Source organism: Photobacterium panuliri (genome assembly GCF_059920555.1).
The window spans coordinates 362,240-382,913 of record NZ_CP197192.1; the positions used below are offsets into that span (position 1 = coordinate 362,240).

Consider the following 20,674-nt stretch of genomic DNA (forward strand, 5'->3'; position numbering starts at 1 on the left):
TTAATCCTCCCCATGTCCGAAGAAACGAATATCCCATGACTTCAAGATGCCATCCTGGGTGTTATTCGGTAATCCGACAGGAAAGACATTCTGCGGATCAAAATAAGCAAACCAACTTGCCGCCTCCTGGTTGGTATCCCGTACCACCAGCTTCCATTGGCCTTCAGACGATTCACCATAAAAATGGTGAGTCAGCAATAACTGCTGGCTAAAACCGGTAACAGCCGGTTCCAATGACTGGCTAACCAAACCAGTTCGCGGGGACAACAACACACTACGGGTACCCGACGGAGAAACCAACTCAATCGCAAGGTCATTGATTCTCTGATGGTCAATATTTACCTTAACCTGCACACTCTCGACCACAAAGTCATGATCAAGCTGAACAGCCGAGCTGGTACCAGAAATATCTGCATCAGGAATCGTCCTATCAGCTCTGGTTGTCATCCAATCCGTAATCGTAAGTGGCGGTAGCGGGTCGTTATAGTGCATTGCCATCATGACCGCCGAGTCGATATTCACTCGGCCAAAGCCATAGAAATTATGGAAATCATAACCTGCGGCATTGGTCTGCCAGCCCGGGATGGCATCATATGTGGCAAGATCGCCAGAAGACTGAGTAAATGCCAGCGGCACGCCCATGTTAGCAGGATCCGTTTTGGTTGCCGTTGAGGCCAATATATGACGAATATCACGCCAATTCAGGGCCGGATTAGCCGACATGATCAGCGCTATAGCGCCTGAGGTATTGGGGGCCGACGATGAGGTACCATTCATCGTACCGCGAAAATCACAATTCGGATCGAGGGCCGTACCACCATGCAGCGTATTTCCGGTATGAGTGGCTGTATTCATGCCAGCCTCACACCCCGTAAGATCTGTTGTCACCATCGCCGGCGAGTCGACGCCGTATTCACCACCCGGTGCAGATACAAACACATTGGCCCCAACACTACTGTACGATGCACGCTTACCGTGGGCATCCAATGACGACACGGTCAAATTCCAATAACTGGCGTTCGTCGGTGTCAGGTTGCTATCTTGCATCGGCAAGCCATTATTCGCAGGCCCCTCTCGGTTAGCGTCGAAAAAATCCCCCGGCAACACATAGGCCGCCCCGAATGCCGTCCCTAACCATGCGCGGAAGTACTCATAGTTGTTTCCCGCCGACTTCACAAACACGCTACCCCGCCCCTGATGGGACTCTCGGGTCACCTGCTCATAGACCTGCTCTTCAAGTGCTAATTTTGCATCATTGGCCAAATCATAGGCCAACGGGTAAATAACCCCATAACCATAGCTTTGGTTGAACACCCGTACGTCCCGGGTCCGCTCCGTTGTCCCGTGCGCCATCAACCAACCTTCAACCGACTGGCTCTTGAGCCAATTATAACCTTTGAGCCCGGCCCGCGGTGCGACTCCTCGGCCACCGATACCGTTCCAGCCTACCGCCGCCGCTAAGCCCGCTACTGAGGTCCCATGAGTATCTGTCGGATTATCCGGTGTTGGGTCATCATCGCCGTTGACCAAGTCCCGGGAGCCCGGCCGGATATTGCCCGCCAAATCCGGATGAGCGATTTCCAGCCCATCATCAATGATGGCCACATTGACACCAACACCATGGATTCCCAAAAGATGGGTCAGCCACAAATTCATGTCCTGACCCGGCGTCCCCGCGGATTTCGAAAAAGCCGTCTGGCCGGTATTGCGCATATGCCACTGGTGAACAAACAGAGGGTCACCTGGCGGGAGATCCGGCACCCAGCTAAGGTCAATACCGGGCACATGGACAGGCTCGGGTTTCATCATCACCGCCTGGCCCACCGCAGGAACCAAGGCTGCTGCCAAAGCCGCCGAAACGAGTGTCAGCTTTATATTCATATCTCTCGATCCTTCGAATGGATAAGCCACAGCCCCATACCGTGGCTCCCCCCATTAACGATCGCTGATAATGAAATTACCAGTGCCCCCCCCGATCCCTTCGAGCCACATCCCAAAACAGCCAATACATTGAAATACAGAACAAAAAACCTTTATCAGCTCGCAAATTTATGCATTCCACCTTGCATTTTTAATACCAACCACACACAAAAAAGTTAAACAAATGTTTAAAATAGGTATTGTATTCGTTTCATCTCGGGTTCAGACTATAATTTAACCTGCTAACAGGTCAAACCAGTTAAATCAGATCCGGCAAAGACCGGAATTCATGGAGAGAGAACATGATTTACCAAGGTGAAACCCTAACCGTCCGCTATCTGGATGACGGCATCGCGGAGCTGTGCCTCAATGCTACCGGCGCCGTTAACAAATTCGATACCAAGACCCTGGAAAGTTTCAACGAAGCAATCAACGCCCTGTACCATGAAAGCGAATTACAAGGCCTGATCCTGACATCCGCCAAGGACGCCTTCATTGTCGGAGCCGACATCACCGAGTTCCTCGGCCTGTTCGCCCAGCCCGCCGAAGAACTCTCCCGCTGGCTAACCTACGCCAACGATATCTTCAACAAGCTCGAGGATCTCCCGGTCCCAACCCTAACGGCAATCAACGGCCATGCCCTCGGGGGCGGCTGCGAATGCGTTCTGGCCACAGACTTCCGACTGGCCGATACCACAGCCCGTATCGGCTTACCCGAAACCAAACTGGGGATCATGCCGGGCTTTGGCGGCACAGTTCGCCTACCACGTTTGATCGGGGCAGACTCCGCAATGGAAATCATCACAGCGGGCAAGGATAAAAAAGCCGTCGATGCCCTCAAGCTGGGCTTGGTTGATGCCGTAGTAGCTCCGGATCAACTACGCACTGCCGCCATAGCCATGATCAACGATGCCATTACCGGCAGGCTCGACTGGCAATCTCGCAGAGCCCAGAAAAAAGCCCCGCTGGGACTAAACAGAACCGAGGCCACGATGAGCTTCACCACCGCCAAGGCAATGGTTAGCAAAGTGGCAGGCCCCCACTACCCAGCCCCTATCACAGCGGTCCAGACCATAGCCGAAGCAGCGCACTGTGGACGTGACGAAGCCTTGGCCATCGAGAACAGCCACTTTGTCAGCCTCGCAAAAACCGATGTCGCCAAGGCCCTAGTTGGGCTTTTCCTCAATGACCAATACATCAAGGGGCTGGCCAAGAAAGCCGGTAAGAGCGGACAACCTACCGAGCGAGCAATGGTACTGGGCGCCGGGATCATGGGGGGAGGGATTGCCTACCAGTCAGCCCTCAAAGGGACGCCGGTACTGATGAAGGATATCGCCCAGGCATCACTTGATCTCGGGATGGGCGAAGCTGCCAAGCTCCTCAACAAACAGCTCGAGCGCGGTCGCATAGACGGGCTGAAAATGGCCAACATCCTTAGCGGGATCACCCCCAGCCTTCATTATACCGGGGCAGAGCAGGCCGACATCGTGGTCGAGGCAGTTGTCGAGAACCCGAAAGTCAAAGCTACCGTCCTACGCGAAGTCGAGCAGCAAGTCAGCAACAGCACCATATTGGCCTCCAACACCTCCACCATTCCAATCAACCTGCTCGCCGCCGGACTCGAGCGCCCAGAGAACTTCTGCGGCATGCATTTTTTCAACCCCGTTCACCGGATGCCATTGGTAGAGATCATCCGGGGCAAACAGACCTCCGACGACACCATCAACCGCGTCGTCGCCTACGCCGCCAAGATGGGCAAATCACCGATTGTGGTCAATGACTGCCCGGGATTCTTCGTCAACCGGGTTCTGTTCCCCTACTTTGCCGGCTTCAGCATGTTATTGCGCGACGGCGCCAACTTTACCGATATCGACAAAGTCATGGAAAAACAATTTGGCTGGCCCATGGGCCCGGCCTACCTGCTCGATGTTGTCGGTATCGATACCGCCCACCATGCCCAGGCCGTTATGGCCGAAGGGTTCCCATCGCGGATGGCCAAGGATTACCGCGACGCTGTCGACGTGATGTTCGAGAGCCAGCGCTACGGCCAGAAGAACGGCAACGGTTTTTACACCTACAGCATTGACCGCAAAGGCAAACCGAAAAAAGCGGCCGATCCGAGCGTGGGCGAACTGCTGGCCCCGGTGGCCAACCAGTCCGGTCAATACGATGCCGAAACCATCATTGCCCGAATGATGGTCCCCATGATCAACGAGGTGGTCCGCTGCCTAGAGGAAGGGATCATCGCCAGCCCGGCAGAAGCCGACATGGCTCTAGTGTATGGCCTTGGCTTCCCTCCGTTCCGCGGCGGGGTCTTCCGCTACCTAGACACTCTAGGACTAGCCAACTACGTCGCGATGGCCGACAGCTATGCCCATCTCGGGGAAATCTACCAGATCCCTGCGGGATTAAGGGAAAAGGCCGCCCAAGGCGAGAGCTACTACCCAGCCGCCTCATGTGCGTGAACCTGTGGTTTCAAGGATAAGGAAATAAGAAATGAATAACGTAGTCATTGTTGATTGTATCCGGACCCCGATGGGCCGCTCGAAAGGCGGCGCCTACCGCCATGTCCGCGCAGAGGATCTCTCCGCCCACCTGATGAAGGGGCTAATGGCCAGAAACCCGCAGCTCGATCCCAACAATATCGAAGATATCTACTGGGGCTGTGTCCAGCAAACCCTTGAGCAAGGCTTCAATATCGGCCGTAATGCAGCCCTGCTTGCCGGGCTGCCGCATACCATCGGGGCCACCACGGTCAACCGGCTTTGCGGATCATCGATGCAGGCGCTGCACGATGCCGCCCGCGCAATTATGGTCGGGGATGCAGAAACCTGCCTCGTGGGCGGTGTCGAACATATGGGCCACGTCCCAATGAACCACGGGGTCGACTTCCACCCTGGGCTGTCGAAATCCGTCGCCAAAGCCGCAGGCATGATGGGACTTACCGCCGAGATGCTGGGCAGGATGCACGGGATCAGCCGTGAACTACAAGATGCCTTTGCCGCCCGCTCGCATCAACGCGCCCATGCCGCCACCGTCGAAGGCCGTTTCAGCCACGAAATCCTACCAACAGAAGGACATGACAGCGAAGGTCGCCTGATCCAATTAATCCACGACGAGGTGATCCGCCCGGATACCACTACCGAATCACTGTCGGCGCTAAGGCCGGTGTTCGATCCGGCCAACGGCACCGTCACAGCCGGCTCGTCATCGGCGCTGTCCGACGGCGCTTCGGCCATGCTGGTCATGAGCGAGAGCCGTGCCAAGGAACTGGGGCTGACCATACGTGCCCGTATCAAGTCGATGGCTATTGCCGGCTGTGATCCCTCTATCATGGGCTATGGCCCTGTCCCAGCCAGCCAAAAAGCCCTCAAGCGGGCCGGGCTGACAATGGGCGATATTGGTTTAATCGAACTCAACGAGGCCTTTGCCGCCCAGTCGTTGCCTTGTGCCAAGGATCTCGGCCTACTTGATCACCTCGACGAGAAGGTCAACCTCAACGGCGGGGCAATTGCCCTCGGCCACCCGCTGGGTTGCTCGGGAGCTCGGATCGCCACCACGCTGATCAATTTGATGGAGCAACAAGATACCGAATTCGGCCTGGCCACCATGTGTATCGGCCTTGGCCAAGGTATCGCCACCGTCTTCGAACGCCCCTGATCAACGCTAGACCGACCAGCCCGCTTCGGCGGGCTTCTTTATTCATAGTCTCTTATGCGTCATACACATAGATAAAATGACAAAGATTCATTTTATTCATACTTGTTTCAGGTCTACACTCTAAACCACGCTAATTCAGACGCTTGTTTATTTCGGAGCATCATTATGTTTAAGGCACTGGTACTGAACCAAGAAGAGAAAAAAACTATCGCGACTATCGAGCAGCTTGATGAAAGCCAGCTGCCAGAAGGCGATGTCCTAATCGATGTCGACTACTCTTCCCTGAACTACAAAGATGGCCTGGCGATTACCGGCAAGGGCAAAATTGCCCGCCACTTCCCAATGGTGCCAGGTATCGACCTGACCGGTACCGTGCTGGAATCAGCTGATGAACGCTACCAAGCTGGTGACAAAGTTATCCTGACTGGCTGGGGCGTGGGTGAAGGCCATTGGGGCGGGATGTCCGAACGTGCCCGACTAAAAGCAGACTGGCTGGTTCCGCTACCACAAGGCATTGATGGTAAGCAGTCGATGATGATCGGTACGGCGGGTATCACGGCAATGCTATGTGTGCAGGCTCTGGTTGATGCTGGCGTCAAACCAGAAGCAGGGGAAATTCTAGTAACAGGCGCAAGCGGCGGTGTTGGCTCGGTTGCTGTCACCCTGCTTTCCCAACTTGGCTACACTGTTGCTGCCGTAACCGGCCGTGCCAGTGAAAATGGCGAACTGCTAAAAGCCCTTGGCGCAAGCCGCATCGTCGAGCGCAGTGAGCTGGAAGAACCGGCTCGCCCACTGGAAAAGCAGCTCTGGGCAGGTGCTGTTGATACCGTTGGCAGCAAGGTGCTGGCCAAAGTGCTGGCACAGATCGACTACGACGGCGCAGTAGCCGCGTGCGGCCTAGCTGGCGGTTTCGACCTGCCAACTACCGTCATGCCTTTCATCCTGCGCAATGTAAAATTGCTGGGCATCGATTCAGTGATGTGCCCATACGAGAAGCGCCAGAAAGCCTGGCAGCGACTGGCTGAGCTACTACCAGCCTCATACTTCGAGCAAGCCTGCCGCGAGGTAAACCTGGAGCAGGTTATTGAGTGTGCCGATGCGATTACCAATGGCCAGATCACTGGCCGTGTTGTGATTAAACTATAACTAAACACAACACCTGACTACCTTTTTGGCCTGCCCTGTGCAGGCCTTTTTTATCGCGGCGGCCCCTCAAAAATACTCCCTATCACTCTCCCAACCCCATATCGCGGATACGCTGGTTGATCAGCTTGCCGCACTCTTCCTTGATCAATTGACGCAACCAGATCTGCGGCGCCGAATGCTCACAACGCGGGTGCCAGATCAGCGAATACTCGAACGGCTTAAACTCGAACGGCAAGGGCTTGATCACCAAGTCATGCCTGTCGGCCACCAGATAAGCCAAATCCGCCGGCACCGTAATAATCAACGGCATCGACTCGACAATAGCCAGCGCCGCTTCCAAATGGTAGGCCCGCAGTGCCATCCACCGCGATGGATACCCCCTCAAAGCATCGTCAATCAGCGCCTTCACCCCATCGCTGATGGCAATCATCGCATGGGGATAGGTCAGGTAATCATCCAATGTCAGATCGGCATTGGCCAGCGGATGTTTACGCGACAGCAGGCAAAATACACTAACCGGCCCCAGATAATCACTGCACAGTGGCTCAACTGGGCCAGTCGGTCGACACAGTGCCATATCGCACCCGCCAGCGGTCAGTTGATTGGGCATATTATCATGCTGGAGCGGCGAGAACTCGAGCGAGATACGCGGTGCCTCGCTGTAGATCCGCGGCAAGGCAAACGGCAAGATAGTCTGCATCGCATAATCGGTGGTTGCGATGACAAACCGCTGATCGCAATCCTCGGGACGGAAGTTTACCGGCGTCAACAGTGTACGCATAGCCTCCAGCGGGGCATCGAGTTGCTCGCTAAGCTCCAGTGCTCGCTGGGTCGGCAACAGGTGCTGCCCCTGACGGGTAAACAACGGATCGCCAACAAGACTACGCAGGCGACCCAGCACCCGGCTCATCGCCGACTGGCTGAGGTTCAGCCTCACCGCCGCTCTGCTGACACTGCCTTCCTCGAGCAGCACCTTAAGGGCTACCAACAAATTCAAATCACGGCGGTACACATCTTCCAGCTCCATAGGGCTCCTATCTGATATCGGCTTGCTTACACCACTACTTCTCTTACCCAGCCAATTATGTCGCGCCCAATAAAAAAAAGCCCGCCTAACAGCGGGAGAAGCCCAAGAAAACTGGGAGGATATAGATGGGTAACTGCTAGCTGTCGCTTTCTTCTTCAAGTTCTGGTGAGTTAGTTAGCTCAAACCAGAGACCAAAAGCGGCAGAGATGAGCCCGCCAAGGGCAAACAAACTCGTATCATTAGGGGCGCGCAGCATCAGCGAACAAAACGTAATGAAGCACAGCACACTGTATATGGTGAGGCGATCCGTCTGAGTCAGCATAGGTCCTCCTGATCCTTAGAAGACAAACGTTAACAAGATGTTAACCAAGTTACACCTTTTATTGGGATTTGCCAACCCTTATTGATTAATTCTTGCCCATCAGTATCATCGATACCCTCACAGCAAGATGTAATGATTATGACTGCAGAATTCGACAATCCAACCCACTGTCTAGAAGCACAAGGGCTACGCTGCCCAGAACCGGTAATGATGGTAAGGAAAACAGTCAGGAAGATGGCGGAGGGTGAAACCCTGCTGATCACCGCAGATGACCCATCGACAACCCGGGATATCCCGAGCTTTTGCCGCTTTATGGACCATACACTGGTGGCGGCCGATACCGACACCCTGCCATACCGCTACCTGATCAAAAAGGGAAGCAATTAAAAAAGCCGCTCATTGTGAGCGGCTTTTTTATAAATATTGACCCTTACGACATCAGTCTTGGCTGTCCCTCAACTGGCGGCGGGCAAGATCCAGCTCATGGCGAAGTTCACGGATCTCTTTCTTCAATGGCTGGATATAGCGCAAACGTACCAAGGCATCCACCGACAAGTAAGTCGTTACAATCGCCCCGACCACCATTGGTAACCACATATCCGTTAGTACCATACCCAAAATATTGAGTGCCAAAGCAAAATTGAACAACCAAAATTGGCTGCGTGGTGATATTGCAAGAAAACGATCCATACCCCCTCCTCAACCTCCGCTTGCCGGAACTGTTTCCAACATAGCACGGTCATCCCCCCCACGCTGCCGTGATTGTCACACTTTATATTGCTGTCATTTCAATATCATTGGCCGATGTTCCACGTGAAACAATCACAGCCTCGATACCTACATTCCAATGGCTGCCGCAACTGCCAGACCAACGAACAATGCCGCCGTAATTTTACGGATCAGCGCAAGCGGCATCCGCTCGGCAGACAATTTTCCAATCAGCACGACCGGGACATTCGCCAACAACATCCCGATTGTCGTCCCCAACACGACCCACATCAAGCCATCATGGTACTTCGCCCCCAACATAGTGGTCGCAACCTGGGTCTTGTCTCCAATCTCAGCCACAAAGAAAGCAATAAAACTGGCAATAAAAGGCCCGCGGTTGGAGATAGATTCATCGTCATCAAGCTTATCAGGGATCAGGATCCAGCCGGCCATCGCGACAAACGACACCACCAATACCCATTTGAGGATATCGGGGGTTAAGTAGTCGGCAACAACCACACCAAGCCAAGCAGCCAGTGCATGATTGGCAATTGTCGCCAAGAAAATAGCAGCGATGATAGGTACAGGTTTGCGATAACGGCTGGCAAGCAGCAGGGATAACAACTGGGTCTTGTCGCCAATTTCGGCCAAAGCGACAGAGGTAATGGATATAGCTAAAATACTCACGACATGCTCTTCGGGGCAGGGATATTATTTTAGCCACAAGTAAACGCGCACGCCCCACCCCGGTTCATGCTGGTTTACCTATGGTCTTGCCAAACCAGCCCGGCACGGGTTGGTCACGAATGCCATGAAGATTTTGCTTCAATTATGTTGACACCCGTCTTGCCAGAGCAAGAGGCTACTCCCCAAAGGAACGCCGATTGTACGGATCTAGCCCTGTGGATTCAAGATCAAAAAAAGGAGCCCTGAGGCTCCTTTTCATAAGCTGGGATATAGCCCGCAACACATAGGATTAAGACAATGGCGAAAGCACAATTTCAACCCGTCGGTTTTGCGAACGCCCCTGCTCAGAGCTATTCGTCGCGATAGGATGGGCTTCGCCCATGCCTTTAGTTACAAGACGGTTGCTCTTGACCCCATCACGCATCAACTGATTGCTCACCTCGCTCGCACGAACCTGAGACAAGCGCAGGTTGTATGATGCAGAGCCGGTGCTATCGGTAAAGCCGTATACGTTCAACATAGTCTTGTTGTACTCTTTTGCCACTAGGGCAACATTGTACAAAGCACGCTTAGCCTGAACGCTGAGATCCGTTTGGTCTACCCCGAAGGTGATCGAATTGGGCATATTCAGAATGATGTTGTCGCCATCGCGAGTTACGCTGATCCCCGTCGACTGGAGTTGCTTGCGCAATTCAGCTTCCTGCACATCCATGTAATAGCCGATACCACCGCCCAGTGCCGCACCCGATGCTGCGCCAATCAACGCACCCTTGCCGCGATCACTCTTGCTCGACGATGCCACGCCGATTGCCGCGCCAGCCAATGCGCCAATCAGCGCACCGCCCGTCGCCTTGGCCGTCTGCTCTTCACCCGTATACGGGTTTGTCGTTGAGCACCCGCTCGCCGCCATTGCAGTCAAAGATGCAAACACAATGTTTCTCACCCATTTGCCAGAATGGCCCAAACACATCAATTCCATATCCGTTTCCCATCAATGGCGGCAACTGCCGCCTCACAGACTAATTAACTGTACAGTGTACGATTTATGCTTATCGAATAAGTGTAGCGATTTACCACTTCTGAATATCAGAACAATGTAAAAAATGTATACATGCCGATATCCGTTACGCGGCAATCCCAACTAATTTAAACAAATTCAGCATGGATGGGCAAAAAATAGTCACTGACTCTACTAGGGCAAGGGCTGGCGAGGTATACTGGATTGTTACTTTTTATCTCTTAATCCATTTAACACGCGAAGCTGACAATGCAGAAATTCGATATTAAAACCTTTCAGGGCATGATCCTCGCGCTGCAGGATTACTGGGGCCAACAAGGTTGTACCATTGTGCAACCTCTCGACATGGAAGTGGGCGCAGGTACCTCTCACCCAATGACATGTCTTCGTGCTCTGGGTCCAGAACCTATTGCAGCGGCGTATGTACAGCCATCTCGCCGTCCTACCGACGGCCGCTACGGCGAAAACCCAAACCGCCTTCAGCACTACTACCAGTTCCAGGTGATCATCAAGCCATCACCTGACAATATCCAGGAACTTTACCTGGGTTCGCTGGAAGCACTGGGTATCGATACTCAAATTCACGACATCCGCTTTGTTGAAGACAACTGGGAAAACCCGACACTGGGTGCCTGGGGTCTAGGCTGGGAAGTGTGGCTAAACGGTATGGAAGTAACCCAGTTTACTTACTTCCAGCAGGTAGGCGGCCTTGAGTGCAAGCCTGTCACCGGCGAAATCACTTACGGTATCGAGCGTCTGGCGATGTACATCCAGGGCGTTGATTCTGTCTATGACCTAGTATGGACCGACGGCCCGCTAGGCAAAGTGACCTACGGCGACATCTTCCACCAGAACGAGGTGGAACAATCGACCTACAACTTCGAGCATGCTGACGTAGACTTCCTGTTCACGTTCTTCGATCAGTGCGAGAAAGAGTGCCAGTCACTGCTAGCGCTTGAGACCCCACTGCCGCTACCTGCCTACGAGCGTATCCTCAAGGCCGGTCATGCCTTCAACCTGCTAGATGCCCGCAAGGCAATCTCGGTTACCGAGCGCCAGCGTTACATCCTGCGTATCCGCAACCTAACCAAACAGGTTGCTGAAGCCTACTATGCTTCACGCGAAGCACTGGGCTTCCCGATGTGCAAAACTAACAAATAAGGGATCGGCATGAGCGACAAGAATTTCCTAATCGAACTAGGTACCGAAGAGCTACCACCAAAAGCCCTTCGTACTCTGGCAGAAGCATTTGCCGAGAACTTTGAAGCCGAGCTTAACGGTGCCGATCTTGCCTTCCAGAGCATCAAGTGGTTTGCCGCACCTCGCCGCCTAGCACTGAAAGTCACTGCACTGGCTGCCGGCCAACCAGACAAAGTCGTTGAGAAGCGTGGCCCGGCGGTTGCTTCAGCATTCGATGCTGACGGCAACCCAACCAAGGCTGCCGAAGGCTGGGCACGTGGCAACGGTATCACCGTCGATCAAGCCGAGCGCATGGTGACCGACAAGGGCGAATGGCTACTGTACAAGCAGGAAGTCAAAGGCCAACCGGTCCAAACACTGCTCCCTGAACTCGCAGCAGCGGCTCTTGCAAAGTTGCCTATCCCTAAGCCAATGCGCTGGGGCGACAAAGACACCCAGTTCATCCGTCCGGTGAAAACCCTGACTATGCTGTTGGGTGACGAGCTGATCGCGGGCACTATCCTGGGCGTAGAATCTGGCCGAACCGTTCGCGGTCACCGCTTCATGGGCGAAGCTGAATTCACTATCGACCATGCAGACCAATACCCTGCTCTACTTGAAGAGCGCGGCATGGTAATGGCTGATTACGACGCACGTAAAGCTATCATCCTAGCTGACGCACAGAAAGCAGCCGAAATCGTTGGCGGTAATGCCGATCTTGAAGACGACCTGCTAGAAGAAGTGACATCACTGGTTGAGTGGCCGGTTGTCCTAACCGCGTCGTTCGAGGAAGAGTTCCTGAAGGTACCTTCAGAAGCCCTTGTTTACACCATGAAGGGTGACCAGAAGTACTTCCCAATCTACGACGATAACGGCAAGCTACTGCCTAAGTTCATCTTCGTATCGAACATCATCTCGAAGGACCCAAGCCAGATCATCGCCGGTAACGAGAAGGTTGTCCGCCCTCGTCTGGCTGATGCCGAGTTCTTCTTCAACACAGACCGCAAGCGCCCTCTGGTTGAGCGCCTGACTGAACTTGACAGTGTCCTGTTCCAGAAGCAACTGGGTACCCTGCGCGACAAGACAGACCGCATCACCGCGCTGTCTGGCTACATCGCCCAGCAGATCGGTGCCAACGTTGAGCACGCAGAGCGTGCCGGCCTACTGTCCAAGTGTGACCTGATGACGTCGATGGTATTCGAATTTACCGATACCCAAGGCGTAATGGGCATGCACTACGCTCGCCATGACGGTGAAGCAGAGGAAGTGGCACTGGCACTGAACGAGCAGTACATGCCTCGTTTTGCCGGTGACGAGCTACCAAGCACCGATGTTTCTGCCGCTGTTGCTATGGCAGACAAGTTAGATACCTTGGTGGGTATCTTCGGTATTGGCCAGGCACCAAAAGGCAGCGACCCGTTCGCCCTTCGCCGTGCAGCCCTAGGTGTTCTACGTATCATCGTTGAGAAAGGCTACGATCTTGACCTTGTTGACCTGATCGCCAAGGCACACGAACTACTGGCCGACAAGCTAAGCAATGCCGATGTTCAGGAAGATGTACTGGAATTCATGCTAGGCCGCTTCCGCGCTTGGTACCAGGACGAAGGTCACAGTGTTGACGCGATCCAAGCCGTATTGGCTCGCCACCCAACCAAACCTGCAGACTTCGACAAACGCGTTAAAGCGGTTAGCCACTTCCGCGCCCTTGATGCAGCCGAGTCTCTGGCCGCAGCGAACAAGCGCGTTGGCAACATCCTTGCCAAATTTGACGGCGAGCTAGCTGACACCATCAACCACGAGTTGTTGGTTGAAGACGCAGAGCAGGCACTGGCAAAAGATATCGATGCGATGCTGGCAACGCTAGCTCCAGTATTTGCCAACGGTGACTACCAGCAGGCATTGTCTGAGCTGGCCACCCTGCGTGAAGCTGTCGATGCCTTCTTCGATAACGTAATGGTTATGGCCGATGACGAACAACTAAAAGTGAACCGTCTGACGATGCTAAACCTACTGCGTAACGAGTTCCTGAAGGTGGCCGATATTTCTCTTCTGCAGAAATAATCGCCCAAAAACAATTATCCAACCCCGGCCCTGCCGGGGTTTTTTCTATGCGGCCGTTTCACGTGAAACATCCCCCCTTGGCAATCAGCATATAACCTCCCTCTCGCTTCCCACCAGCCACACTACACTAAAAGATATCCCTTTCATCCGGTGAGATTAGCCAGAGCAATACACAGCAAGGGCTTTCGCTCAGATCGAGGTTGAGGTATGTTGAGCCAAACACAACATAAACAACAACCACATCGCATACAAATCAGACAGCACACCGAGGTCAACAGTACATGGAGTTTTCTACCTTTGGCGACAAATTTGCCCGTTATTCCGGGATCACCCAGCTAATGGATGATCTCAATGACGGGCTCCGCAATCCCGATGCCATTATGCTAGGAGGCGGGAACCCCGCCCAGATCCCCGCCATGGTCGCCTATTTCAACCAGCTTTGCGCCCAAATGGCAGCCTCCGGCGAACTGACTGCTGCCTTGACCAATTATGACGGACCACAAGGGAAAAACACCTTTATCAATGCTCTGACCGATTTGCTCAATGCCCGATACGGCTGGGGAATTTCAGCCCGCAATATCGCGCTGACCAACGGTAGCCAAAGCGCCTTCTTCAACCTATTCAATCTACTGGCCGGTGAATTCCCTGACGGAAAGAAAAAGAAAATCCTGCTGCCGCTATCACCGGAATATATAGGTTATGGTGATTCCGGGCTATGCGAAGACATGTTTGTCTCGTACAAGCCCGCCATTACCCTGCTCGACAACCAGATGTTCAAATACCATGTCGATTTCACACAACTGCTCATCGACGAAAATATCGGAGCCATTTGCGCTTCGCGACCGACCAACCCAACCGGCAATGTCCTGACCAACGCCGAGATGGCCCACCTCGACCAGCTCGCACATCAGCATGGGATCCCGCTCATCATCGACAATGCCTATGGTATGCCCTTCCCAGACATCATTTTCGAAGACGTCAAAATCAACTGGAACCCCAATACCGTGCTTTGCCTTAGCCTGTCCAAACTCGGTCTGCCCGGCGCGCGCTGCGGGATAGTCGTCGCCAATGAGGCTATCACCACGGCAATCGCTAACATGAACGGGGTTCTGAGCCTCGCCCCCGGCAGCATCGGCCCGGCGCTGGCACACAAGATGATTAAACAAGGTGATCTTATCCCGCTGAGTGAAGACGTCATCAAGCCGTTCTACAAGGACAAGGCAGCGCGAGCTGTCGAGATGCTCCGCCAAGCCATCCCCGACCCACGGTTTCGGATCCACAAACCCGAAGGTGCTATTTTCCTGTGGCTCTGGTTTGACGGGCTTCCTATCACAACCTTGGATCTATACCAACGTCTCAAGGCCCGCGGGGTCCTCATTGTCCCGGGCGAATACTTCTTCATTGGCCTGGAAGGCGAATGGCCGCACCGCCATGAGTGCCTGAGGATGAACTACGTTCAAGATGATAAGGCAATGCAAAAAGGGATTGATATCATTGCCGAGGAGATCCGCAAGGCCTACCAACATGGCTAACCCTGCCACGGAGGTTTGTTTCACGTGAAACAAACCTCCGATACCCCCCAAAACAGCAATAAAAAAAGCCAGCAGATGCTGGCTTTCACTACTCTATCGGCAGGGTCTAAAACTCGCCTTACTCGCTTTCTAGCAAACGAGTACCATTAATCGCAATCTTGCGCGGCTGCTCCGCTTCTGGGATTTCTCGCTCAAGATCGATATGAAGCAAACCGTGTTCCATCTCAGCACCAATCACCTTGACGTAATCAGCCAACTGGAACTTGCGCTCGAAGTCACGCTCGGCAATGCCCTGGTACAGGTATTGGCGTGATGCATCGTCTTTAGCTTCGCGGGTACCACGGACTATCAGTTTGTTCTGCTGCTGGGTGATATCCAGCTGCTCTTCGCCGAACCCGGCAACGGCCATCGTGATGCGGTAGTGGTTCTCATCCTGCTGCTCAATATTGTACGGAGGGTAACCGGCATTATTGTTAGCGGCTGACTTCTCCATTTGGTTGAACAAACGGTCAAAGCCAATAGCAGAACGGTATAGAGGAGTGAAATCTAGGTTACGCATAACATTATCCTTCTTTGAAGCAATATATATAACGATGTGATAGGTGAAGCGGCTTTCCCCTTTGGGACAAGACCAACGCCGGCCCGCATTGCGGCACCTTGCTCTTCATTACTAGATATAGGGATGCAGGAAACAAATTCCAAGCCCCTGGACAAAAAAATTTTCACCCTACCCCTCAATAAAAAAAACGCCGCACTGTGTGCGGCGTTTTATCTGCAAACTTGATGCAACTCAGACTTATACGTCCAAGTTTGCGTTCAGGGCATTTTCTTCGATGAAATGACGGCGAGGCTCAACCTGATCACCCATCAAAGTCGTGAACAGCTCATCGGCCGCTACTGCATCGTTGATGGTAACCTGCATCATACGGCGAGATTCAGGATCCATCGTGGTCTCCCATAGCTGCTCAGGGTTCATCTCACCCAGACCTTTGTATCGCTGTAGCGACAGGCCACGGCGCGATTCCTTGATCAGCCAATCCAGTGCTTCCTTAAAGCTCACCACCGGCTGCTTGCGCTCGCCACGCTGAACATAAGCCGATTCGTCGAGCAGCTCATTCAGTGCTTCAGACAAATCAGCCAGCTTGGCGTATTCCTTCGAGTTAAGCAGATCCACGCTCAGCGGATACTCGTGATCAACACCGTGAGTACGGACGGTCACTTTAGGTACCCAGACGCTATTTTCTTCATCCTTGACTAAGCTGAAGCTGTACTGGCTCTCGCCGGACTGCTTGCGATTCAGGGCTTCAACCAAGGTGCCAGCCCATGCCTCAACACCAGACTCATCAGCCAACATATCGGCTGTCAGGCGCGGCTGGTAGACAAATTCGTTCAGTAGCAATGACGGGTAACGGCGGCTCATACGAGACACCAGCTTCATTGCACCGTTGTATTGTTTTACCAATGCTTCCAGAGCCGAGCCCGAAATTGCCGGAGCGCCTTCAGCCGTAAACAACGCCGCGTTATCCAGTGCTAGAGTCACCTGATACTGGCCCATCTCCTCGTCATCCTGGATGTACTGCTCCTGCTTGCCTTTCTTCACCTTGTACAGCGGTGGCTGGGCAATGTAAATGTGGCCGCGTTCAATCAGCTCAGGCATTTGGCGGTAGAAGAAGGTCAACAGCAACGTACGGATGTGCGAACCGTCGACGTCGGCATCGGTCATGATGATAATGCTGTGGTAACGCAGCTTATCCGGGTTGTATTCATCTCGGCCGATACCACAGCCCATCGCGGTGATCAGGGTGGCAACTTCCTGCGATGACAGCATCTTGTCGAAACGTGCTTTCTCGACGTTAAGGATCTTACCTTTCAGCGGAAGAATCGCTTGGTTCTTACGGTTACGGCCCTGCTTGGCAGAACCGCCCGCAGAGTCACCCTCCACAATGTAGAGTTCAGACAATGCTGGATCTTTTTCCTGACAGTCTGCCAGTTTGCCCGGCAGGCCAGCCAGATCCAAGGCACCTTTACGGCGGGTCATCTCACGGGCCTTACGTGCAGCTTCACGGGCGCGGGAGGCATCGATAATCTTGGTACATACCGTTTTTGCGTCGCCTGGGTTCTCAAGCAAGAAGTCACTCAGTTTCTCACCCATCGCCGATTCGACAGCAGGCTTCACTTCGCTAGATACCAGCTTGTCTTTGGTCTGGCTGGAGAACTTAGGATCAGGCACCTTGACCGATACAACAGCAGTTAGGCCTTCACGCGCATCATCGCCGGATGTCGCCGTCTTGGCCTTCTTCGAGTACCCTTCCTTCTCCATGAAGTTGTTCAGGGTACGGGTCAGCGCACCACGGAAACCCGCAAGGTGGGTACCGCCATCGCGCTGCGGGATATTGTTGGTAAAGCAGTAGATATTTTCCTGGAAGCCATCGTTCCACTGCATCGCAACTTCAACACTGATACCGTCTTCGCGGGTAGACTCGAAATGGAAGACCTTGCCGTGGATCGGCGTTTTGTTGCGGTTCAGGTGGGCAACGAACGCCTGGATACCACCTTCGTACATGAAGTGGTCTTGCTTGTCTGCCTCGCGCTCGTCAATCAACTTGATAGACACACCCGAGTTCAGGAAAGAGAGTTCGCGCAGGCGCTTGGCCAGGATCTCGTAATGGAATTCAATATTGCTGAACGTTTCGGCACTCGGCCAGAAACGGATACGGGTACCGGTACGGTCGGTATCGCCGATCACGGCCAACGGAGCCTGAGGCTCACCGTGGCGGTAAACCTGCTGGTGAATATGGCCACCACGATGGATAGTCAGCTCAACTTTCTCAGACAGGGCGTTCACAACAGAAACACCCACACCGTGCAGGCCACCTGATACCTTGTAAGAGTTATCGTCGAACTTACCGCCTGCGTGCAGAACGGTCATGATCACTTCTGCTGCCGATACTCCCTCTTCAGGGTGGAGCTCTGTCGGAATACCACGACCATCATCGCTAACCGACACCGAACCATCTTCATGGATGGTGACGACGATATCTTCACAGTGGCCAGCAAGAGCTTCATCGATAGAGTTATCGACCACCTCAAAGACCATGTGGTGCAGACCAGTGCCGTCATCAGTGTCACCAATGTACATCCCTGGGCGCTTACGTACCGCATCAAGGCCTTTTAGTACCTTGATACTTGATGAATCGTAGTTGTTGGACATTGAGTTACTCTCGCTTAATTTATCCTGCGGTTATTTTACCGTTTTCCACATGAAACATCTTGCCATTTTCATCATGCATATCGGCTATTTGGTCATAGCTGATCGCACTAATGAAGACCTGGGCGTCGGTTTCCTTTAACCGTTGCGCTAGCAGCGCACGCCGCTGGCTATCCAGTTCGGAAGCAAAATCATCAATTAAATATATACACGGCTTGCCCGTGGTTTCCGTCAGATGCAGCCCCTGCGCCAAGCGCAGTGCACACATCATCAATTTCAACTGGCCACGGGACAGCACGTCCTCGACCGGCGTACCGGCAACTTTTATCCGCAAGTCAGCCTTATGCGGCCCGCTTGCGGTATAGCCAAGCTGCACATCACGCTCGAAATTGCGCCGCAACAGCTCGGCATATGGGGTTTCTTTCTCCCAACCACGGTAGTAACCGAGTTGGATGTCGAATTCTGGTAGGAAACTCTGGCAAATCTCCTCGGTTTTGCGCTTAACGGCATCGAGGTAGTCTTGGCGCCAGATATTGATATCTTCCGCCAGCACGGCAAGCTCCTGATCCCAATAACTGAGCTCACGGTAGCCACGCGCCGTTTTGAGCAAGGCATTGCGCTGCTTGGTCAATCGCTTGATGCGAGACCAAGCATGGTAGAACTGGGGTTCCACGTGAAACACCCCCCAGTCGATAAAGGCTCGGCGGAATTTAGGGCCGCCCATCAACAGTTCGAACCCTTCAGGGGTGATCAGCTGCAATGGCAAGATCTTGGCAAGCTGTGCAAGCTTCTGGTTGCCTTCCCCGCCAATTTTCAGCTCGGTCGAACCATCGCGCTTCTTGTTGATCCCAACCGGCAGCTCCATCGCCGATCCGGACTGCAGCCGGCCATGGATAAACAGCTCAGATTGGTCATGGCGGATCACCCGCCCGGTCAGGTGGCTGCGAAAAGAGCGGCCATGGCCGAGATAATAGACGGCTTCCAGCACACTGGTCTTGCCGCTGCCGTTGGCACCCACCAAAAAGTTGAAGCTTGACGACAAGGATAAGTCGCAAGCTTCAATATTGCGGAAGTCTTTTACAATAAGACGGGTCAGAGCCATGCTTTATAGCCTGATCGGCATCACCACATACATGGCATTGTCACTGGCTAGATCTTCTAACAGTGCACTGGCATTGGCATCGGTCAGTGACCAGCGTACCTGTTCACACTTCAGGGTATTGAGGACATCTAGCACATAGCTGACATTAAACCCGATTTCCAACGGCTCGCCGTCATAATTCACATCCAAAAACTCCTCGGCCTCTTCCTGCTCTGGGTTATTGGCGGTGATCCGCATCTGGCCTTGCGACAAATTCAAGCGCACACCGCGGAACTTCTCGTTAGACAAAATGGCGGCACGGGTAAAGGCCTTGCGCAGCTCATCACAGTTGGCTTCGACAATCTTGGTGCTGCTTTTCGGCATCACCCGGCGATAATCAGGGAAACGGCCGTCAACCAGCTTGGAGGTGAAGATGAAATTGTTTACCTGGGCACGGATATTCGAGTGGCCGATCTGGATCCGAACATCGGCATCCGGCGTATCCAGCAGGCGCATCAGCTCCATGACCCCTTTGCGTGGGACAATGATCTGCTTGTCAGGCATCGCATCGGCAAGTTCGATACTGCATACCGCCATTCGGTGGCCGTCAGTGGCAACCGAGCGCAACGTGGTACCGCTGGTTTCAAACAGCATGCCGTTAAGGTAATAGCGCACATCCTGATGGGCCATCGAGAACTGGGTGCTCTCGATAAGCTGGCGCATCTGCCCTTGCGGCAACACCAGCTCCACGTCGCTCTGCCAGTCTTCGATATTCGGGAAATCGGCCGCCGGCAGTACAGACAGGGTGTATCGGCTTCGGCCGGAGCGGATAATAACCCGGTCGCCTTCCAGCGATACAATGATATTGGCACTGTCCGGCAAGCCACGGCAAATATCGAAGAACTTGCGTGAAGGAACGGTCACGGCTCCGGCTTCAAAGTCGCCTTCCAGCGCCAGATTGGCAACCATTTCCACTTCCAAATCCGTCCCCGTCATCGACAGGCAGCCATCGGCAACCTGGAGCAGGATATTGCCGAGGATCGGCAATGACGGACGGCCGCCCAATGCACCAGAGACCTGCTGCAGCGGCTTTAACAAGTGATCGCGGGATACTGTAAATTTCAT

General features: G+C 53.6%; 17 protein-coding genes. 7 read left to right on the plus strand and 10 right to left on the minus strand.

The genetic code is table 11. The features are described from left to right. On the minus strand, positions 1-1,881 hold the full coding sequence (locus ACSF8X_RS01840) for a S8 family peptidase (RefSeq protein ID WP_500850582.1): 1,881 nt from the start codon (positions 1,879-1,881) through the stop codon (positions 1-3). 341 nt (positions 1,882-2,222) lie between these two features. Between ACSF8X_RS01840 and fadB the strand changes: the two genes are divergently transcribed. From fadB to acuI, 3 genes are all read left to right on the plus strand, one after another. Continuing rightward, on the plus strand, positions 2,223-4,385 hold the full coding sequence (gene fadB / locus ACSF8X_RS01845) for a fatty acid oxidation complex subunit alpha FadB (RefSeq protein WP_500850583.1): 2,163 nt from the start codon (positions 2,223-2,225) through the stop codon (positions 4,383-4,385). 31 nt (positions 4,386-4,416) lie between these two features. Beyond that, the gene (fadA, locus tag ACSF8X_RS01850) at positions 4,417-5,580 is read left to right on the plus strand and encodes an acetyl-CoA C-acyltransferase FadA (RefSeq protein ID WP_500850584.1); all 1,164 of its coding nucleotides are present in this window, start codon (positions 4,417-4,419) and stop codon (positions 5,578-5,580) included. A 165-nt stretch (positions 5,581-5,745) separates the two neighbouring features. After that, entirely contained in the window at positions 5,746-6,726 is a 981-nt protein-coding gene (acuI, locus tag ACSF8X_RS01855) for an acrylyl-CoA reductase (NADPH) (RefSeq protein ID WP_500850585.1), read from the plus strand. Between the two features lie 82 nt (positions 6,727-6,808). Here acuI and ACSF8X_RS01860 read toward each other — a convergent pair whose 3' ends face one another. Together ACSF8X_RS01860 and ACSF8X_RS01865 are read right to left on the minus strand one after the other, a co-directional pair. Continuing rightward, entirely contained in the window at positions 6,809-7,753 is a 945-nt protein-coding gene (locus tag ACSF8X_RS01860) for a LysR family transcriptional regulator (protein ID WP_047880797.1), read from the minus strand. A 136-nt stretch (positions 7,754-7,889) separates the two neighbouring features. Beyond that, positions 7,890-8,075 (minus strand): hypothetical protein, encoded by a 186-nt coding sequence (locus tag ACSF8X_RS01865; RefSeq protein WP_047880798.1) that lies wholly within the window; start codon positions 8,073-8,075, stop codon positions 7,890-7,892. Between the two features lie 138 nt (positions 8,076-8,213). Between ACSF8X_RS01865 and tusA the strand changes: the two genes are divergently transcribed. Beyond that, positions 8,214-8,462 (plus strand): sulfurtransferase TusA, encoded by a 249-nt coding sequence (gene tusA, locus ACSF8X_RS01870; protein WP_047880806.1) that lies wholly within the window; start codon positions 8,214-8,216, stop codon positions 8,460-8,462. A gap of 51 nt (positions 8,463-8,513) precedes the next feature. Here tusA and ACSF8X_RS01875 read toward each other — a convergent pair whose 3' ends face one another. The 3 genes from ACSF8X_RS01875 to ACSF8X_RS01885 all read right to left on the minus strand — a co-directional run bounded on the left by ACSF8X_RS01875 (position 8,514) and on the right by ACSF8X_RS01885 (position 10,449). Beyond that, a complete protein-coding gene (locus tag ACSF8X_RS01875) occupies positions 8,514-8,765 on the minus strand; it encodes a hypothetical protein (RefSeq protein WP_047880799.1) in 252 nt (83 codons plus the stop codon). Between the two features lie 147 nt (positions 8,766-8,912). Then, positions 8,913-9,470: a TMEM165/GDT1 family protein gene (locus ACSF8X_RS01880; protein ID WP_047880800.1), complete on the minus strand. Its 558-nt coding sequence runs from the start codon at positions 9,468-9,470 to the stop codon at positions 8,913-8,915. A gap of 289 nt (positions 9,471-9,759) precedes the next feature. Continuing rightward, positions 9,760-10,449 carry a YiaD family glycine zipper/OmpA-like lipoprotein gene (locus tag ACSF8X_RS01885; protein WP_500850586.1) on the minus strand — a complete coding sequence of 230 codons (690 nt, stop codon included), beginning with the start codon at positions 10,447-10,449 and terminating at the stop codon, positions 9,760-9,762. Between the two features lie 288 nt (positions 10,450-10,737). Between ACSF8X_RS01885 and glyQ the strand changes: the two genes are divergently transcribed. The 3 genes from glyQ (at position 10,738) to ACSF8X_RS01900 (ending at position 15,260) form a co-directional block, all read left to right on the plus strand. Next, entirely contained in the window at positions 10,738-11,649 is a 912-nt protein-coding gene (gene glyQ / locus ACSF8X_RS01890; RefSeq protein WP_047880801.1) for a glycine--tRNA ligase subunit alpha, read from the plus strand. 9 nt (positions 11,650-11,658) lie between these two features. Continuing rightward, on the plus strand, positions 11,659-13,728 hold the full coding sequence (gene glyS, locus ACSF8X_RS01895; protein ID WP_500850587.1) for a glycine--tRNA ligase subunit beta: 2,070 nt from the start codon (positions 11,659-11,661) through the stop codon (positions 13,726-13,728). Between the two features lie 281 nt (positions 13,729-14,009). Continuing rightward, positions 14,010-15,260, plus strand: coding sequence for a valine--pyruvate transaminase (locus ACSF8X_RS01900; protein ID WP_500850588.1), 1,251 nt, complete (start codon positions 14,010-14,012; stop codon positions 15,258-15,260). Positions 15,261-15,378: 118 nt separating this feature from the next. On the opposite strand, the gene ACSF8X_RS01905 is transcribed toward ACSF8X_RS01900, so the two are convergent. The 4 genes from ACSF8X_RS01905 to dnaN form a co-directional block, all read right to left on the minus strand. Further along, on the minus strand, positions 15,379-15,819 hold the full coding sequence (locus ACSF8X_RS01905) for an Hsp20 family protein (RefSeq protein ID WP_047880851.1): 441 nt from the start codon (positions 15,817-15,819) through the stop codon (positions 15,379-15,381). 237 nt (positions 15,820-16,056) lie between these two features. Then, entirely contained in the window at positions 16,057-18,471 is a 2,415-nt protein-coding gene (gene gyrB / locus ACSF8X_RS01910; protein ID WP_047880852.1) for a DNA topoisomerase (ATP-hydrolyzing) subunit B, read from the minus strand. Between the two features lie 19 nt (positions 18,472-18,490). Next, positions 18,491-19,570, minus strand: coding sequence for a DNA replication/repair protein RecF (recF, locus tag ACSF8X_RS01915; protein WP_047880853.1), 1,080 nt, complete (start codon positions 19,568-19,570; stop codon positions 18,491-18,493). Positions 19,571-19,573: 3 nt separating this feature from the next. Beyond that, the gene (dnaN, locus tag ACSF8X_RS01920; RefSeq protein ID WP_047880854.1) at positions 19,574-20,674 is read right to left on the minus strand and encodes a DNA polymerase III subunit beta; all 1,101 of its coding nucleotides are present in this window, start codon (positions 20,672-20,674) and stop codon (positions 19,574-19,576) included.

Excerpts from the sequence above, each read along its gene's own strand:
- ACSF8X_RS01885 (WP_500850586.1), bottom strand. The coding sequence starts at position 10,449 with ATGGAATTGATGTGTTTGGGCCATTCTGGCAAATGGGTGAGAAACATT.
- glyQ (WP_047880801.1), top strand. The coding sequence starts at position 10,738 with ATGCAGAAATTCGATATTAAAACCTTTCAGGGCATGATCCTCGCGCTG.
- dnaN (WP_047880854.1), bottom strand. The coding sequence starts at position 20,674 with ATGAAATTTACAGTATCCCGCGATCACTTGTTAAAGCCGCTGCAGCAG.
- acuI (WP_500850585.1), top strand. The coding sequence starts at position 5,746 with ATGTTTAAGGCACTGGTACTGAACCAAGAAGAGAAAAAAACTATCGCG.
- ACSF8X_RS01900 (WP_500850588.1), top strand. The coding sequence starts at position 14,010 with ATGGAGTTTTCTACCTTTGGCGACAAATTTGCCCGTTATTCCGGGATC.
- fadA (WP_500850584.1), top strand. The coding sequence starts at position 4,417 with ATGAATAACGTAGTCATTGTTGATTGTATCCGGACCCCGATGGGCCGC.
- ACSF8X_RS01860 (WP_047880797.1), bottom strand. The coding sequence starts at position 7,753 with ATGGAGCTGGAAGATGTGTACCGCCGTGATTTGAATTTGTTGGTAGCC.
- ACSF8X_RS01905 (WP_047880851.1), bottom strand. The coding sequence starts at position 15,819 with ATGCGTAACCTAGATTTCACTCCTCTATACCGTTCTGCTATTGGCTTT.
- glyS (WP_500850587.1), top strand. The coding sequence starts at position 11,659 with ATGAGCGACAAGAATTTCCTAATCGAACTAGGTACCGAAGAGCTACCA.
- fadB (WP_500850583.1), top strand. The coding sequence starts at position 2,223 with ATGATTTACCAAGGTGAAACCCTAACCGTCCGCTATCTGGATGACGGC.
- gyrB (WP_047880852.1), bottom strand. The coding sequence starts at position 18,471 with ATGTCCAACAACTACGATTCATCAAGTATCAAGGTACTAAAAGGCCTT.
- recF (WP_047880853.1), bottom strand. The coding sequence starts at position 19,570 with ATGGCTCTGACCCGTCTTATTGTAAAAGACTTCCGCAATATTGAAGCT.
- tusA (WP_047880806.1), top strand. The coding sequence starts at position 8,214 with ATGACTGCAGAATTCGACAATCCAACCCACTGTCTAGAAGCACAAGGG.
- ACSF8X_RS01840 (WP_500850582.1), bottom strand. The coding sequence starts at position 1,881 with ATGAATATAAAGCTGACACTCGTTTCGGCGGCTTTGGCAGCAGCCTTG.
- ACSF8X_RS01865 (WP_047880798.1), bottom strand. The coding sequence starts at position 8,075 with ATGCTGACTCAGACGGATCGCCTCACCATATACAGTGTGCTGTGCTTC.
- ACSF8X_RS01875 (WP_047880799.1), bottom strand. The coding sequence starts at position 8,765 with ATGGATCGTTTTCTTGCAATATCACCACGCAGCCAATTTTGGTTGTTC.